The following is a 13,939-nucleotide window of genomic DNA, read 5'->3' as shown; positions in this document are numbered from 1 at the left end:
CGGTTACGAGTCCTAGCTGCACGAAAAACGCAACGTCATCGTGTTGCGATAAACCTGTCCTGGGTGGAGGACGGCCTGAGGAAAGTTCGGGTGGTTGATGCTGTCGGGCGGCGTTTGGGTCTCAAGCGTGAGACCGGCATAGGCCGGATAGGTGCTCAGCGGAGCCTTGGCCGAAACACCGTTGAGGTATCCACCCGTGTACAGGTGTAGACCGGGCTGGTTGGTGTGCAGCTGCAGCGAGCGCCCACTGACAGGATCAGTGACGATGGCAACTTCGCGGTGCCCTTCACCGTCGAGCACCCAGTTGTGGTCATAGCCTCCGCGGTTGCCGTCGACACGCCCAGCTCCTGAGTTGTGCACTTGGTCTTGTCTGTCGCGGATCGCGTGGGGACTGCGGAAGTCAAATGGTGTATCCGCCACTGTGGCAACGGTTCCTAGGGGCAACAGCTCCTCGTCAACTGGTGTGTAGTGGCTGGCCTTGATTTGTACGACGTGGTCCAAGACTGTGCCCCTGTCGTGTCCGCCTAGGTTCCAGTAGGAATGGTGCACCAAGTTGACCAACGTCGTCTCCGATGTGGTGGCCGTCATCTCAATGTGCAGCGTGGCCCCGTCCAGCCTGTACGTGGTGCGGGTCTGCACCTCACCGGGGAAACCCTCCTCTCCAGCAGGAGAGATACGGCTGAACTCAACGGTGCACAGTTGCGGGTCGACACGGCTCGACCACGCGAAACGGTCAAACCCGCGCACCCCGCCGTGAAGGTGGTTGCGCCCTTCGTTGACCGAAACCTGGTACGGGCGGCCTTCAAGGGTGAACTGGCCGCGCCGGATCCGGTTCGCGAACCGGCCTGCTGTTGCGCCCATGTAGTTGGGGTCCTGCAGGGCGTCTTGCAAGGTGGGGCGTCCGGTAACCACGTCGGCGAGCTCGCCATTCCGGTCAGGCACATGCATTTCCAGCAATCGAGCGCCGAGGTTTGTAAGCACTGCGCGACAGGTGGCGCTCCGCAGTTCCACGACGGTGGCTGGGTAATCGACCTCAACAGTGCGGGCACTGACCGTCTCTTGACCGAACCGGTCGGGACTCTGTGCGGACAATGTGGACCCCCTCAATCTCGCTGTGCGCGACTAGTAAGTATCAGCAGACAATACTCTATAAGCCGGAGGTCCACATCCCTGGCAAGCTGCCTGGTTTCGGTCGGCCGCATCGCTGGCAGCGTCGAATCACCGCCCAGGTGAGCCGGGTGCTGGGCTCCGAGCCGATGCTGCACCACGAAGCGCGCCAGATTCGGGCCCGCCACCTCCAAGTGACCCGGCGTATGGCCCCCGGCTTCGAGTTCGGCCCCCACGGGCCGAACGGTCCGCACGCTCGTCGAGCAGCTCGCCAAACTGAGGCTCGCGCGGCCCGATGACCGGCGTCAGAAGTCGGACTATGAGACTGCATTGACCCTTTCGAAGATCAGCGTGGCTCGAGTAGGTGGCTGCACGATGCCGGAGCATCGTTAGCACCTATCTGGACTCCCGGACCTCAAGTCGGCGACTGCCGCCCGGCAATAGGCCCGAGAGAGCGTTGGGCGCGCCATCTCGCGACAGAGGTGCCTGAGTCCACCCTGATCGACGCGGCGGTTGCTGGCCCGCCCATCTCGGGTCCGATCAACATGCACTGGGGTCTCTCGCTGAAGCGCGGCGCGGAGGTCTATACTGCCGCAGAGTGATTCGACAGGTTGTGCGCCATCTCGGTGCCCTGATCCCATGTGATCGACCGCATCAGCGCCCGTGGCGGATCCTGCATGCGAGCAACCAAGGCGGCGTGCAAGGAGTCGGAGTCAGCGCGAGACAGATGCACCAGGCGCAGCAGCATCCGCACCTGCCGCTCGACCAGCGTGCCGATCGCTGACAGGTGGTTATCGCCGATGATGAGATCGCCCTCCCAATGCCGGGCTTCTGACCGGTCGACGGGCGGGAAGGGCCTGTCTTGGATGGTCAGCATCGGCTGCGCAAACCGTGGACGCCGGCGCTGCTGGCACCGGTGGGCTCGGCGATGGTCCCGGCCAGTGCGCAGAGGTGAGCGGCGGTGTGGCCCCAGCCGCGACGGTCGTAGGAACCGCGAATTTGGTTGATAGACAGCTTGATAGATCCTCTCATGACGCCCACGTGGATATCTGAATTCTGTCCACGACTGGAATCGCCGGCGGTGCGTCGGTCGTCGGCTGTGACGTGTGCGGTCTCAGGACATAGGTGACGAAACGTTACCGGGACATGGTTACCGTTTCCGGGGGCGGTGGGCGTTGAAGTTGCGGATGGGTTTGGTCGACGTTCGCGCATGGAGTGACAGCTCCTTGATGCCGTCGAGCACGCGGAAGTGATGATCTTCGACCACGATGGTGACGATGGTGCCGGCGTGTGTTCGTCCCACTCGGAATCGCTGTCCAGCGACCATCACGACGCCATTGTTGGGAACTCGCCGTTGTACGCTCTGGGGTCCTGCCGGTGGCGGTGCGGGCAGTGGTGACGTCGCAGGCCGGGCGCCTTTGATTGTTCGGAATTCATTAATAGAGAACGGGTTTGGCATTGTCTTGAGCAGCATGTTGCCTGCCGAGGCGTGGATGAGGCCGACGTCAAATCGCAGCGTCACCCGAGTTCCGGCGACACCGGTGCCCAACGCCGGTTCCTGGCCGCGGACAACGAACCCGAGAATGGTCATCGATGGCGGTCAGTATCTTGTGCTCGCGACCGTTGAGCAAAAACACTCCGCCGACGAGGTCGAGTTGCCACAGGTGCATCGGCGCTTCCCGTGCCCACCGCTTGTAGACTCGTTTATGTTGCTGCTCTTGGCTATTCACCAGACCATTGCGCACCAGACCGCGGTGGGTGGTGGATCGCGACGGCGCTTGTTGACCAATCTCGCGCTTCAGTTCGTGCGCGATGCGCCGGGCTCCCCAACGTCGATGGTGGCGACGCATTCGCAGATCAACGCTTCGACATCGCGAGAGATCCGGCCTGAGCTGGAATGCGGGCGACGCGACTGATCGGACAAGGCGTCCAGGCCGCCGGCTTCATAGCGTTTACGCCAGGCCGTGACCGTCTGCCGCGTGACGCCATATCGTTCGGCTACCTCACCAACGGGCGCGCCGTCGTTGACTTCGGTGACCGCACGCAGACGGATCTCGATCGTGACACGTGCCGCAACATCGGCATCTGATTCAGAGAGCTCTGGATTGACCACCACGAGACCGTCGCAAGCGTGGGTTGCTCGTCAATCATCTCCCGATGACGAACGGTCAAAGATGTCCTGAACCCATACACGTCAGTCGAGCGCAAAGCGGCGATGTCTTTCGCCAGCTCCTTGTTAGCCGAGTTACCAGGGCCTAGCTGTACTGACCACGGACGTTGGGTACGGATTACGGCCGTGGCGTGGTGACATGAAGGAGACTTCCGAGTGAAGTGCGAGCTGTCTAAGGAACGCACTGCTCAATCTCGGAGGTCTTCGTGTCCCACCGTAATGCCCCTTTGTCAGAGACCGGGCGTCGGCGCCTGGCCTTATTGCATCGTTGAGGACGGCTGGTCGCTGCGACGAGCTGCCGAGCGGTTTCAGGTCGCGGTCACCACCGCCCAGCGATGGGCGCGGCGCTACCGCGAGGAGAGCCCAGCCGGCATGGCGGACCGCAGCGTACGGCCCCACCGCAGCCCGAACCAGACCTCGACCCGGACCGAACATCGCATCATCAAAATCCGGGTGCTCCGGCGCTGGGGCCCAGCCCGGATCGCCTACCGCCTGGGTTTGACTATCTCGACCGTGCACCGCGTTCTGACCCGCTACAAGCCGGCCGGCGCTGCTGGCTGGACCGACCCACCGGGCGGATCATTCGGCGGATGGAGTCCGCTGCTCCAGGCGATCTGGTGCATGGTCAATGTCAAGAAGCTCGGCAAGATCCCGGCCGGCGGCGGCTGGCGCATACTGGGCGAAGCGCAGGTCGCCGCCACTGTCGGGCGGACAAACGCAACGGCACCGGACGTGACAACGACGCGCGGTCTGGCTATCACTTTCTGCACACTGCCCTCGACGCGCACTCCCGGCTGGCCTACTCGGAGCTGCTCGACGACGAACGCAAGAGACGGCGGCGGAATTCTGGCTACGTGCCAATTCGTATGTCAACAAATGCGGCTTCACCGTACGAAAGTACTGACCGAAACGAGACCGGGTTCTGAACATGCAGGGTGAGCCTGCGGGCGAGAGGTGGTATGTGGGTAAGGCACACACCACCCCACATGCCCTGCGGCTGACGCTTGGAGTTCAGGTCCGACTGGTATCTCTGGTATCTAGAGCGTGCGTAACCATGCTCGGATCCGGCGCCGGGCGTTGGCGTACGGCGCCGACGTATTGAGCGAGATCATGCGGCCCATTGTCCATTTGCCGTACCACGGTGAACCGTAAAGGTCGGTGTCTGAGCAGCTCTGGATAAGGGTGATGATCTGCTCCTTGGACTCGGCGAGCTGAGCCCGCAGATGTGACCAGGTGCCGTCCTGGTGATCGGCGTAGTAACGCTGTGCCAGTTTTCCCAGCTCGTTCCATTTCACCCCCGGGGCGGGAAATTGGTCGGGCTGTCCGGCGACTCGACGTTGGTGCCAGATCAGTACCTGCTGATTCCATCCGATGAGGTATGCCACCAGATCGGCGGGGCTGATTACGGTGTTCTTGGCGTGACCTGGAAGAAGCGGCTCTCTCACCAGTTCGTGCGGCACCCGATCGAGGTCAGCGTCGAGTTGAACAAAGGTCTTGTTCACTGCATCAATCAGCTCATCCTTGGAGGAGGGAACGCCCATTCGTCATTGCTCCGTCACGTGAAGACAATCAACAGGTGCCGCCAGAACATCTGGAGAAAGCAGCACTTTCAGCCCGGATCGCTCGAAATAGGCTGTGATCAAAGGCGTTTGACAGGTCCGTCCTGGTGATCATAGAAGGTTTGCAAGTCTCTTTTTCCGAAGATTTTGTGTGACGATCCACGTAACGTCGGCATCGGCGTGGTCCAGTTCTCGAAAGGCGGGCAATCCCTTTTCCGGAGCCGCAGCGACCGCGACGCTCCAGCAGTAACCCAGGGCCTGCCGAAGTGACCTCAGCGAAGGATCTCGTCGCGAGCCTGTTGGCCATTGTGTGATGGTGGTGGTCGCGCTGGCGCAGATGTCGGCAGCGACCGCAGCAGCATCGCGGTTCTTGAGCAGACGGGGCTCGCAAATTGCGGCTACGGCTGCGCGTTGGACAAGCGGATCAGGGTCGTCGACCCAGATTTTTACGATTCGCTCGAGTTCGTCAAAGTTGACGTCGCCCAGCAGTTGTAGACCAATGACCACTGCTTCTCGGACTCGCCATCGTGAATCCGAGGCCAATTGATGCAGCTTTGCCAACGCACGGGGATCGGCCGCACGTGCGCCGAGTGCGACGGTGCCGCACATTGCGAGGTACTCGTCGAGTTCGTTGGCAGCCGTGTTGACTTGGTTCTGGTCGGCTAGCTCGGCGAAGGCAATTGCGAGTTCAGTGTTAGCTCGCGGACCGGGTAAACCGGAGTGCTCACCCAGGAAGCGGTTCCACCCCGATGGACTCAACGAGCGCAGCTCTGCACACCACCGTGCTCGTGGTTTCACGCGCACAGAACTTACCTTGACTCGAACAGTTTCAGACTGAGACAGGGTGTGATCGACCTCGAATCTTTGAAGTGAGACAGAAGAAGGACGGCAAAATTAACGGGGCGACGCCAGCGCTCCAAGATCGAAGGGTACCGAGATCGGCTCATGCAATGAGATTCTCCGGGGTGGTTGCAGCGGCGCGTCGACCCCGCAGGTTAGTCGGTTTCGCCCAATCTCGCCCCGGCGAGACGGTGCGCAGCCCGATCACTTGTCCAACCCTTTCTTTAGGGGAGACCCAGGCGGCATCCCGCTAGTGCACGGCTGTGCGGGCGAACCGCAGCGGGGCGAGCCAGGTCGAAATTGCAACGCCGGGTTGGAGGCTAGATGAGTCAGCAACGAACGACGGTCTGGGGGCCGGTGGACTCGCTGAGGCTGCACGTACAACGACTGCCGGGCGACACCTGTGTCGTCCAGGTTGACGGCCCGTTGGTGGCCGATACCGCTGCACCTATGCGACGCACGCTATCCGACGAACACCTGCGAGCACCGGAGCTGCTGGCGCTCGACCTCACCGGGGTCACCACCATCGACATCGCCGGAGTCCATGCGCTCACATCAGCGGCGATGCAGGCCGGTGAATCTGATATCGGTATCTGCCTGTTGGGTACCCACCAGTCGCCCGTCGGCGCGGCTCTTTCACAAGCCAATCTGACCGAGCTGTTCGAAATGTTCAACGGCCTCGACGACATCGGCATCCCCGCTGCGCCACCGCATAAGGAGAGCGACGAATCGCATCGCGCCGCATGTTTGGACGCCGCCGAAACTCACCGTATGTAGGCTCGCCGCGACCGCAACCTCGCCCATCGGTACCGCCAGTGCCGCGAAATCGACACGCTGAGACAGGATCTGAGTCGCCTCTTTTCTCTACAAACGAGACAGGTAGCGAATTTGACGGCGATGTCCCTTGAAACCGGGACTAGGGTTCCATGGATCTGTACCCGGGGAAGCCAGACCTTGGGACGCCACTCGTGCGCTGCTTGTCTTTGCTGAGGTCTGGGCACCCAGGATTGCCGGCCGTGGACTTCGCGGCTGACAATGGGCTTGCGCATCCCTATGGTTTAAGCGAGCGTTTCAGGCGGCTTCGGGGCGGGAGACCCGCCTTGAGGTCTGGGGTCGCCGAGGCCTCGTCAGCCCGCCTGGCCGGTCGGTACTTGTCGTGGGCGCTGGAGTTACAGGTGCATCCATTGCGTATCACGCTGCTAGCAGGGGTTTCGCAGTCACCTTCATCGACCGAGAGTTGCCCGGTATGGGGGCTATCCGGCACTCGTTCGGCTGGATTGGCCGCTCCACCAATTCCGGGCCAGCTGCAGAACTGCGGCAGTTGGCCCGGGGTGACTTTCTGCGGTTGCAACGCGAGATACCCACATTGCCAATCAGTTGGTGTGGCGCGCTGACTTGGGGTGGCTACTTTTCCTGTACCGAAGACTCGATGCTGGAGAATGCTTCAAGCGTCGAACCGCAATTGATTTCGGTGCCAGATCGGGTCTGGTTCAGCGGTGGTGACGGATCCGTAGAACCCGTGGCACTGGCCGAGAGCCTCGTGGAGGCGGCGCGAATGCACGGCGCGAAGGTCGTCGTCGGACAATCGGCGGTCAGCCTCACGTGTACAGATGGTGTGGTCGTGGGAGTCCAACCACCCACTCGGACCTTCGAAGCAACCCATACGGTCGTTGCGGCCGGGACCGACTCAGCACTTCTGTGCGCACGGTGGGCGCGCGTCTGCCGGTCTACGGCAGTCCGGCGGTCATGGTGCGCCTCCAAACCCAACCGGGCCTCGTGCGCCACATCGTGGCCAACGACGGCATCGAAGTGCGCCAGCTGCCCGACGGCACCCTGCTATTGCCTCTGGACTACTGCGGCCAGACAACTCAGAGCGACCTGAACGACACCGGCGAGCAGGCGCGAGCCGAACTCCTTCGAACCTTCAACGCGCTGGCGAGTGTTTACGTCGTCAGCACCACAATCGGCTGGCGTCCGATGCCAGCCGACGACGAACCGATCATTGGTCCCGTTCCAAGGAAGCCCGGACTGTACGTGGCAGTGGTGCACCCGGGCATAACTCTCGCTGCGACCGTCGGCCGCCTGGTCGCACAAGAGCTCGCCGAAAGCAGCTCGGAAGCCGAGCAACTTGCTAGATGTCGAGTCACCTGATTCGCCCCGCTGGCCGACCTAAACGCAGACAACCGAGACAAGATTTGATCGATCTCGTTTTCTTAGAAAAGAGACAACGCCTTCAGCTCGCAAGTAGTCAATTGACCCGGCAGCCCATGAATCGACGTCAATAAAAAATTGACATAATCGAGCTTGTCAAGTGTAGTTGACGCATGTTCGATTCGGTGGCGCTAGCTGGTCGGCAACTTCATCGCCAAGTCGCCCAGGTCCTTGCGGCCCCGGTTCTGACTACCGCCAATGATCCGATCGATCTTGTGCGCGCGGCGCATCAGATCCAGGACGGGGCTGATGCGTTGATGGTTGCGGCTGTTCGGCAGGCCCGAGAGGCGGGCCGGACGTGGCAGGAAATTGGCCAAGTGCTCGGCATCTCACGGCAGGCCGCTTTCCAGAGATATGGCAGGCCTATTGATCCTCGAAACGGAGAAGTCATGAACACCCGTCCGCTTCCTGAAGCCATCGAGCTGGCCCGATCGGTCATCGATGATCATGCTCACGGCCGGTGGGCTGATATCACCGAGGGTTTTGACGAGACGATGAGCGCCGGGCTCACCGAGGAGGGGCTTGCCGAGGCTTGGGCCTATCTTGCGGGTTTGGCTGGGGCCTATGAGAGCCACGGAGACACTGACGCTGTGCGCGCCGGTGACTTCACCATCACCAACACACCATTGGCCTTCGAGGCCGGTGATTTCGTCGCTCGCATCACCTTTCGCGACGATCGAACGATTGCCGGGCTGTACATCCTCAACTCCGATGCGGCCAACGACACGGCACAGTAGCCTCCACCTGAATTGGTAACCACGGAAACGTGTTTGGGCCTTCTGGGGTGGCAACACCGGGCCGAAACCGTTGAACAGTCAGAGTCCCCTCGATGGAAGAGGGTCTCAACCGCCGCCTTGGGTAGCAGTGATATACGCGAGCACAACTGTTGCAACAAACAGCCCGACCGTCGACAAGGCAAGAACCCATGTGCCGATCGCAACTTGGCGACCGGCCCGCTCAGCACTATTGACCTGAAACATTGCGAGGTAGTAGTCAAGTTCGGCTTGAGCCTTGAGTGTGTCGGCGTTACCCGCACCTTCGTAGATCGCGTTGAACAACGCGTCCCGCTTCTCGCGGGTGAATTCCTCGCGGAGCCGTTGAGCATCGCGGCGAAGGATCTCGCCTTCGTACGTCAGCGACACCATGGGCACGTCGAGCCTCGCTGTAAATCTCCGGGGCCCAGGCTTGGTCAGCTATGTCACAACCCACATTATTCAAGGTGGGGCCTGGCCCGACCCCTTCATCGATCTTTGGTGCGAGCACATCGAGGTTCATCCAGTGAAAGGAAGTCGCGGCAACGACAAGATCGAACACTGACTCGCCGAAATCGACGTCCACAGCTCGCGAGGTCAGCAGTTGAGCATCGGGGTGGGCAGCGGCAAGAGCGGAAGCGAGCTGGCGACCCGGTTCGACCGCGACGACCTCCATGCCTTCGGCCAGTAACCGGCCGGTGGCTTCGCCGGTTCCGGCACCCAGGTCGAGGGCGCGGCGACCATGCCCCACCAAACCGGTGTCCTGTACCCGCTGCCAGAGATCAGCGGGGTACGGCGGCCTGGATCTCCGGTAGAGATCGGACCGATCGTTGAAATGCATCGGGTCGGGCACCTAGGTGTTCTTCACAGGCAGGTTGTGAACGCGTAGGCGGTCGATCGGTGTCCTGCTGTTGATGCCGGTGTGGGGTCGGTGATGATTGTAGTGATGCAGCCAGCTCTGGTAGGTCGCTGCGCGGGCTTCATCGGAGAAGTAGGTTTTGGCGTAGGCCCATTCCTGGTTGAGGGTGCGGTTGAATCGCTCGACCTTTCCATTGGTTTGCGGTCGGTAGGGACGGGTCTTCTTGTGAGCGATGACGGCGCCCAGGGTTTGGGCGAAACGCTTTGACCGGTAACATGATCCGTTATCGGTAAGGGCCCGTTTGACCACAATGTCATGCTCGCCGAAGAAGGCCTTGGCGCGCACCCAGAACGCTGATGCGGTCTCTTTGCGTTCATCGCTAAGGATCTCTGAGTAGGCCAGCCGGGAGTGGTCGTCGACCGCGTGGTGCAGATAGGCGTAACCGCGGCCCTGCTTGTTGTTGTTGCGATTGCCGACCGTACGACCCAGCATCCGATGCCCACCCCCTCGGGGATACGACCAAGCTTTTTGATATCGACATGGATCAGTTCGCCAGGGGCAGCGTGTTCGTAGCGACGCGCTTTGGGTCGGCGCACCGGCAGACCGCTGGCCTGGTCCACGTCGCACAGCAGCGGCATCCGGTAGCGGCGCAGCACCGCCTCGACCGTCGAGCGTGGTAGCCCCAGGAACGCAGCGATGCGGTGCGGGCCCCAACGACGCGTGAAGCGCACCTTGGTGATCCGGCGTTCCCGACGCTGCGCCAGCTGGCGTGGGCTGCGGCGCGGTCGGCTGGACCGATCGTTCATCGCCTCTTAGCCGCCGGTGCGGTACCGGTCAGCCCACTTCTTGGCCGTGGCGCTCGAACACTGAATCGTTCCGCGGCCCGGGCGTAGGTCCATCCGTCCTCAACGACACAGCGAGCCACCCGCAACCGGCCTTTCGGAGTCAAACAAGCATTAGCGTGGACCATGAGGACCCCTCGGTAATCGATGTGCGTGTGGTAACCACACCGATACCGGAGGTCCTCACCTATTCGCGCTCACCACGCCGTTCACAACCTGCCGAAGAGTTACACCTAGGCGAACGACTGCCCCACGCGACAGTCCCTGCGCGCCAACGGGATCAGAAGCCAAGGCCTTGGAGGACGAACGAGGAGGAGTTGTACGTGGCATGCACGATGAGGCTTGGCCAGATCGATCCGGTGTGCCAGTAGAGGTAGGTGCTGCCGAGTGACATGAAGACGGCGGAGAAGAAGACCACGTTGAGCCCATGGGCCAGGGCGAAAACCAGAGTGGTGCCGACGATCATGACCCAGGGTCCCCAGCGGCGCAGGAAGCTCGCGATCACCCCGCGAAAAAAGAGTTCCTCGCCGATCGGCTCGATGATGCCACCGATCAGCATGACGCCGAGGAAGGAAGCCATGCCCCCAGTGACCGCCGCGTGGTAGTCGGCCTGCGTGTTGTCGTCCGGGAACAAGGGAGTGAGCACGAATATCGAGAGCAGCGATGCCATGCCCATGGCCGCCGGTCCGACCCCGGCCGCGACGAGCAGCCAGACGGGGCGCACCCGCCGGAACCCGAACGTGCTCAATGGTATACGCCGAACGAGGAGCGCGGCGACGAGGGCCAACGTCGGGACGACGGCCGACAGGGCGAGCTGAGCCAGACCTGAAGTCTTCGGCGGGAGGTCGAGCAGGTAGAGGCCGAGGCCGCCGGCGAGGTAAAGCACGACGGCGGTGATCCCGGCGGCGATGAGTTCAGGCCAGCCGACGGTCCGAGTGCCGCATACGGCGGTGGTGGTCATGGTCCGTTCCTGTCGTCTTGGGCGGTGTTGCGTTCTTGCGGTCGCAGACCCAGTGAACGACCTGCCCCTGGGGCAGGGTCAAGGCCAGAATCCTCTCAGGACTCGTCGCCGGCAGCGTCGCGACGCTGGATCATCAAGTGGGCGAGGGCAAGCGCTCGGAGCTGCCCACGGTTGAACACCTCAACGGCGGTGGAACGGAGCGCCTCCTGGGCGAGGTTGCCTTTCGTCCGCGTGCTCGCGAGGGGCTCCGCGGTCCAGGGGAAGCGGTCACGGTGTACGGCCATGGACACGGCGAGAAGTTGAGCGACGTGATCAACGGTGGCGTCGTCGGACTCGTCTGAAAGCGCTTCGAACGGTTCGCTCGCCTCGTCCGGCTCGGACATCAGCTCTCTGATGTCGTCGAGCGCGTCGTCATTGAGCACACGTGAGTAGACGGTCAGCAGTCCGCGGTAGTTTTTGGATAGGCCCTCCGCAACCGCCTCGAACGGTGAGGGCGTGTCGAGCGGCACGCGATGCTTCAGGATCAGCGCGAGCTGTGCTCGGACTCGTTGCAGCCGTTCAATGGTGGCCACGAGTTCGGCATCGAGCACCCTGATCGCCGCATCCGTATCCGCGGTTCTAGTCGTCGCCAGGGCCCGGATCTGCGCGAGTGAGATGCCGAGGTCGCTCATCCGCTTGACCTGCAGCAGCCGCACCAGATCAGCCGTCCCGTACTGCTTGTATCCGTTCGGCTTCCGTTCGGGCTCGTCGAGCAATCCCAGGCGATGCCGCGACGCAGGTGATCGGGCAAACCGCCCATGGCCTTGATCATGGCGGTGGCCACTGCTTTTGAGTCATGGCCGGCGGCCAGGTGCAGCAAGATCGTGAATCGCGTGCTGTGTTCGACCAGGGTGCCGATCGCGCTGTTGTTTGGTCCGACGATCAGGTCGCCTTCCGTAAGACTGAAGCCGGCCCAGGAGGGTCGGGGGTGGCTGAGATCGCCTTGCGCTTTGGTCACTTATTGGGAATGTTCGCCCGGCGCTTCGGGGTGCCCTGGCCTACAGCACTATGGTCGTGGTCCTCGGGCGCGAACAGCGCCACGATCGCGCAACGCTCCAGGGTCAATGTTCAACCGCCGCAGGTGATTACCGCTTCAAGCGCGGCGGCTCTACGCTGACCGAGCGGCCTCTCCAAGGAAGCAGTTTCCGTAATCCCCCCCACCTTTGCGAGGTGGGGGGCATTCTCGTCGTTTTCGTGGCGCCTACGGCGAGGACGCGAGTGGGAGCCTTTCCCCAAGGGGGGTATCCAGGTTAAAGAGAGGCTGAGTGTGCACCTAGATTGATCGGAGGTGGCGCGGCTGAGGGTTCTCCTCAGTCTCCTGCAACTCGGCTTCACACCCGATGCGGTCAGCCATGGCGCTAATCACGTCTTTCGTGACAAAGACCTTCGCAGCCAGCCAGCCCGAGTTCATCATCTTCGCCACCCTCCCGACATGCCGAGCAACCTCCGCGCGCGCGACATCCACGGTCAACGTCAAGCCGTAACGCTCGTCGACAAGCGTCACAAGTAGCGCTGCGCGTTCGTCGAGCCACGGGCAACTGAAAGCAGTCGTACCGGGCCGGACAACCTCGGGGCGCGGCTGGTCGTCGGTCATTAATCGGCCCGCCGCCACGAACCGCAACCGTAACTGTGAAACTGCATCCGAAAACCGCCGTTGAATTCACCGGTGTCCGACGGTTCGCCGGGAGGCGTGAGGTTGACTCTCACGCCTTCTTGACCCGGATCCAAGCGCGTTGAGTCCATCACCTCAACGGTATCGGACTCGGTGACAGCACGAATTGACCACTCGCAGAGGCTGTCTGGCAACGGTGTGGAGATCCAGACGCCCCAATCTTGGCCGTCAACTCCGCCAATGTCGCAGATGCCGTCGCTCGGGAGCGTCAGACGGGCGCGTTGCGGGGTGTTCGCATTGTCCGCGATGACACCCGTCGCGCCACTGCCGGCATCATCGGCGGTTTGGCCGCAGACCGAGATGACCAAGCCAGACAGAACCGCCACCACAGCCAGGCGTTCCCCCATCCGCCGGATGGTAGTGGATCGCCACGGCAGTAGCCAGGAAGGATCCAGGCGGGCAGCGGTTCGCTCACCTAGCCTTTCACGCAGTCGATGAGCTAGCTGCCTACTCATCGCCGGCCGAACCGAGATCCCGACCACCTGGGAAGTGTCCGGTCACGAGCGTCGGAAGACAGCGAGTAAATGTTGCCGCCGCGGACGATCCGCACATCATCAGGTGAGATGGGCTCGCTGCCTCGCAGAATGTTCCCCGCAACGTACGTGTTGCCCCGGGCAGTGGTGATCTGCTGGGTCATATCGACGAACTCGCCATCGGTGAACGCGGAGTCGATCCGATCTGCCAGCACCAGGAGGACCTCCGAGCGACGGCACCGGCGGGTGTGGCAGGCAGCAGGACGCCGGCAGGTGACCTTGGTCTTGACTCACGGTTACTTCGTCGACGAAACACCCTCGGGGACCGCCGCTGAAAGCTACTGCGATGATCGCACCAACCCCGATTACCAGTATCAGTCCGATAGCCACTGCACCCGCAACGTTGCCGCTATCTCCTATAGGCCGGGAGATAGCGAATCGGCTGGGAATCGTT

The 13,939-nt window shown here is 62.2% G+C and carries 15 protein-coding genes and 4 pseudogenes; 5 read left to right on the top strand and 14 right to left on the bottom strand.

Annotation, left to right across the window (positions count from 1 at the left end; all coding sequences use genetic code 11):
* Positions 1–12: 12 nt before the first annotated feature.
* From AC3A6P_RS03545 to AC3A6P_RS03530, 4 genes are all read right to left on the bottom strand, one after another.
* The gene (locus AC3A6P_RS03545; RefSeq protein WP_487688461.1) at positions 13–1,092 is read right to left on the bottom strand and encodes an aldose epimerase family protein; all 1,080 of its coding nucleotides are present in this window, start codon (positions 1,090–1,092) and stop codon (positions 13–15) included.
* A 598-nt stretch (positions 1,093–1,690) separates the two neighbouring features.
* On the bottom strand, positions 1,691–2,131 hold the full coding sequence (locus AC3A6P_RS03540; protein WP_487689362.1) for an IS30 family transposase: 441 nt from the start codon (positions 2,129–2,131) through the stop codon (positions 1,691–1,693).
* A 126-nt stretch (positions 2,132–2,257) separates the two neighbouring features.
* A complete protein-coding gene (locus AC3A6P_RS03535) occupies positions 2,258–2,698 on the bottom strand; it encodes a Mu transposase domain-containing protein (RefSeq protein ID WP_487688457.1) in 441 nt (146 codons plus the stop codon).
* 207 nt (positions 2,699–2,905) lie between these two features.
* A complete protein-coding gene (locus AC3A6P_RS03530; protein ID WP_487688455.1) occupies positions 2,906–3,220 on the bottom strand; it encodes a helix-turn-helix domain-containing protein in 315 nt (104 codons plus the stop codon).
* A gap of 263 nt (positions 3,221–3,483) precedes the next feature.
* On the opposite strand from AC3A6P_RS03530, the pseudogene AC3A6P_RS03525 reads away from it, so the two are divergent.
* A pseudogene (locus AC3A6P_RS03525) lies at positions 3,484–4,175 on the top strand (helix-turn-helix domain-containing protein); the annotation flags it as partial.
* A gap of 139 nt (positions 4,176–4,314) precedes the next feature.
* Here the strand turns inward: AC3A6P_RS03525 and AC3A6P_RS03520 are convergent.
* Positions 4,315–4,818, bottom strand: coding sequence for a ClbS/DfsB family four-helix bundle protein (locus AC3A6P_RS03520; RefSeq protein WP_487688452.1), 504 nt, complete (start codon positions 4,816–4,818; stop codon positions 4,315–4,317).
* A gap of 129 nt (positions 4,819–4,947) precedes the next feature.
* Positions 4,948–5,640 carry a HEAT repeat domain-containing protein gene (locus AC3A6P_RS03515; RefSeq protein ID WP_487688450.1) on the bottom strand — a complete coding sequence of 231 codons (693 nt, stop codon included), beginning with the start codon at positions 5,638–5,640 and terminating at the stop codon, positions 4,948–4,950.
* 360 nt (positions 5,641–6,000) lie between these two features.
* Between AC3A6P_RS03515 and AC3A6P_RS03510 the strand changes: the two genes are divergently transcribed.
* From AC3A6P_RS03510 to AC3A6P_RS03495, 4 genes and pseudogenes are all read left to right on the top strand, one after another.
* A complete protein-coding gene (locus AC3A6P_RS03510; RefSeq protein ID WP_487688448.1) occupies positions 6,001–6,453 on the top strand; it encodes an STAS domain-containing protein in 453 nt (150 codons plus the stop codon).
* A 379-nt stretch (positions 6,454–6,832) separates the two neighbouring features.
* A pseudogene (locus tag AC3A6P_RS03505) lies at positions 6,833–7,327 on the top strand (NAD(P)/FAD-dependent oxidoreductase); the annotation flags it as partial.
* Positions 7,328–7,383: 56 nt separating this feature from the next.
* Complete coding sequence (locus tag AC3A6P_RS03500; protein ID WP_487688446.1) at positions 7,384–7,827, top strand: FAD-dependent oxidoreductase; 444 nt, start codon at positions 7,384–7,386, stop codon at positions 7,825–7,827.
* A gap of 173 nt (positions 7,828–8,000) precedes the next feature.
* Positions 8,001–8,624 (top strand): DUF3887 domain-containing protein, encoded by a 624-nt coding sequence (locus AC3A6P_RS03495; protein WP_487688443.1) that lies wholly within the window; start codon positions 8,001–8,003, stop codon positions 8,622–8,624.
* Positions 8,625–8,729: 105 nt separating this feature from the next.
* Here AC3A6P_RS03495 and AC3A6P_RS03490 read toward each other — a convergent pair whose 3' ends face one another.
* The 8 genes and pseudogenes from AC3A6P_RS03490 to AC3A6P_RS03455 all read right to left on the bottom strand — a co-directional run bounded on the left by AC3A6P_RS03490 (position 8,730) and on the right by AC3A6P_RS03455 (position 13,359).
* Positions 8,730–8,945: a hypothetical protein gene (locus tag AC3A6P_RS03490; RefSeq protein WP_487688440.1), complete on the bottom strand. Its 216-nt coding sequence runs from the start codon at positions 8,943–8,945 to the stop codon at positions 8,730–8,732.
* Positions 8,914–9,480, bottom strand: a complete 567-nt coding sequence (locus AC3A6P_RS03485; protein WP_487689360.1) for a class I SAM-dependent methyltransferase — start codon at positions 9,478–9,480, stop codon at positions 8,914–8,916. The genes AC3A6P_RS03490 and AC3A6P_RS03485 overlap by 32 nt, the downstream gene beginning before the upstream one ends.
* Before the next feature lie 12 nt (positions 9,481–9,492).
* Positions 9,493–10,468 (bottom strand): annotated as a pseudogene (locus AC3A6P_RS03480) (IS481 family transposase).
* A gap of 152 nt (positions 10,469–10,620) precedes the next feature.
* Positions 10,621–11,301 carry a CPBP family intramembrane glutamic endopeptidase gene (locus AC3A6P_RS03475; RefSeq protein WP_487688438.1) on the bottom strand — a complete coding sequence of 227 codons (681 nt, stop codon included), beginning with the start codon at positions 11,299–11,301 and terminating at the stop codon, positions 10,621–10,623.
* 95 nt (positions 11,302–11,396) lie between these two features.
* Positions 11,397–12,056, bottom strand: coding sequence for a MerR family transcriptional regulator (locus tag AC3A6P_RS03470; protein ID WP_487688436.1), 660 nt, complete (start codon positions 12,054–12,056; stop codon positions 11,397–11,399).
* Positions 12,056–12,235 (bottom strand): annotated as a pseudogene (locus tag AC3A6P_RS03465) (IS30 family transposase); the annotation flags it as partial. The pseudogene AC3A6P_RS03465 and the gene AC3A6P_RS03470, both read right to left, overlap by 1 nt.
* A 378-nt stretch (positions 12,236–12,613) precedes the next feature.
* Positions 12,614–12,934 carry a hypothetical protein gene (locus AC3A6P_RS03460; protein ID WP_487688434.1) on the bottom strand — a complete coding sequence of 107 codons (321 nt, stop codon included), beginning with the start codon at positions 12,932–12,934 and terminating at the stop codon, positions 12,614–12,616.
* Positions 12,934–13,359, bottom strand: a complete 426-nt coding sequence (locus AC3A6P_RS03455) for a hypothetical protein (RefSeq protein ID WP_487688432.1) — start codon at positions 13,357–13,359, stop codon at positions 12,934–12,936. Before AC3A6P_RS03455 ends, AC3A6P_RS03460 begins: the two co-directional genes overlap by 1 nt.
* Positions 13,360–13,939 lie beyond the last annotated feature (580 nt).

Source organism: Mycobacterium sp. Soil_C_30 (assembly GCF_057656995.1).
This window is presented reverse-complemented; position numbering and strand designations above follow the sequence as displayed.

Coding starts and splice junctions, on each gene's coding strand:
- AC3A6P_RS03535 (WP_487688457.1), bottom strand. CDS start 2,698: ATGACCATTCTCGGGTTCGTTGTCCGCGGCCAGGAACCGGCGTTGGGC.
- AC3A6P_RS03520 (WP_487688452.1), bottom strand. CDS start 4,818: ATGGGCGTTCCCTCCTCCAAGGATGAGCTGATTGATGCAGTGAACAAG.
- AC3A6P_RS03510 (WP_487688448.1), top strand. CDS start 6,001: ATGAGTCAGCAACGAACGACGGTCTGGGGGCCGGTGGACTCGCTGAGG.
- AC3A6P_RS03495 (WP_487688443.1), top strand. CDS start 8,001: ATGTTCGATTCGGTGGCGCTAGCTGGTCGGCAACTTCATCGCCAAGTC.
- AC3A6P_RS03485 (WP_487689360.1), bottom strand. CDS start 9,480: ATGCATTTCAACGATCGGTCCGATCTCTACCGGAGATCCAGGCCGCCG.
- AC3A6P_RS03475 (WP_487688438.1), bottom strand. CDS start 11,301: ATGACCACCACCGCCGTATGCGGCACTCGGACCGTCGGCTGGCCTGAA.
- AC3A6P_RS03460 (WP_487688434.1), bottom strand. CDS start 12,934: ATGACCGACGACCAGCCGCGCCCCGAGGTTGTCCGGCCCGGTACGACT.
- AC3A6P_RS03455 (WP_487688432.1), bottom strand. CDS start 13,359: ATGGGGGAACGCCTGGCTGTGGTGGCGGTTCTGTCTGGCTTGGTCATC.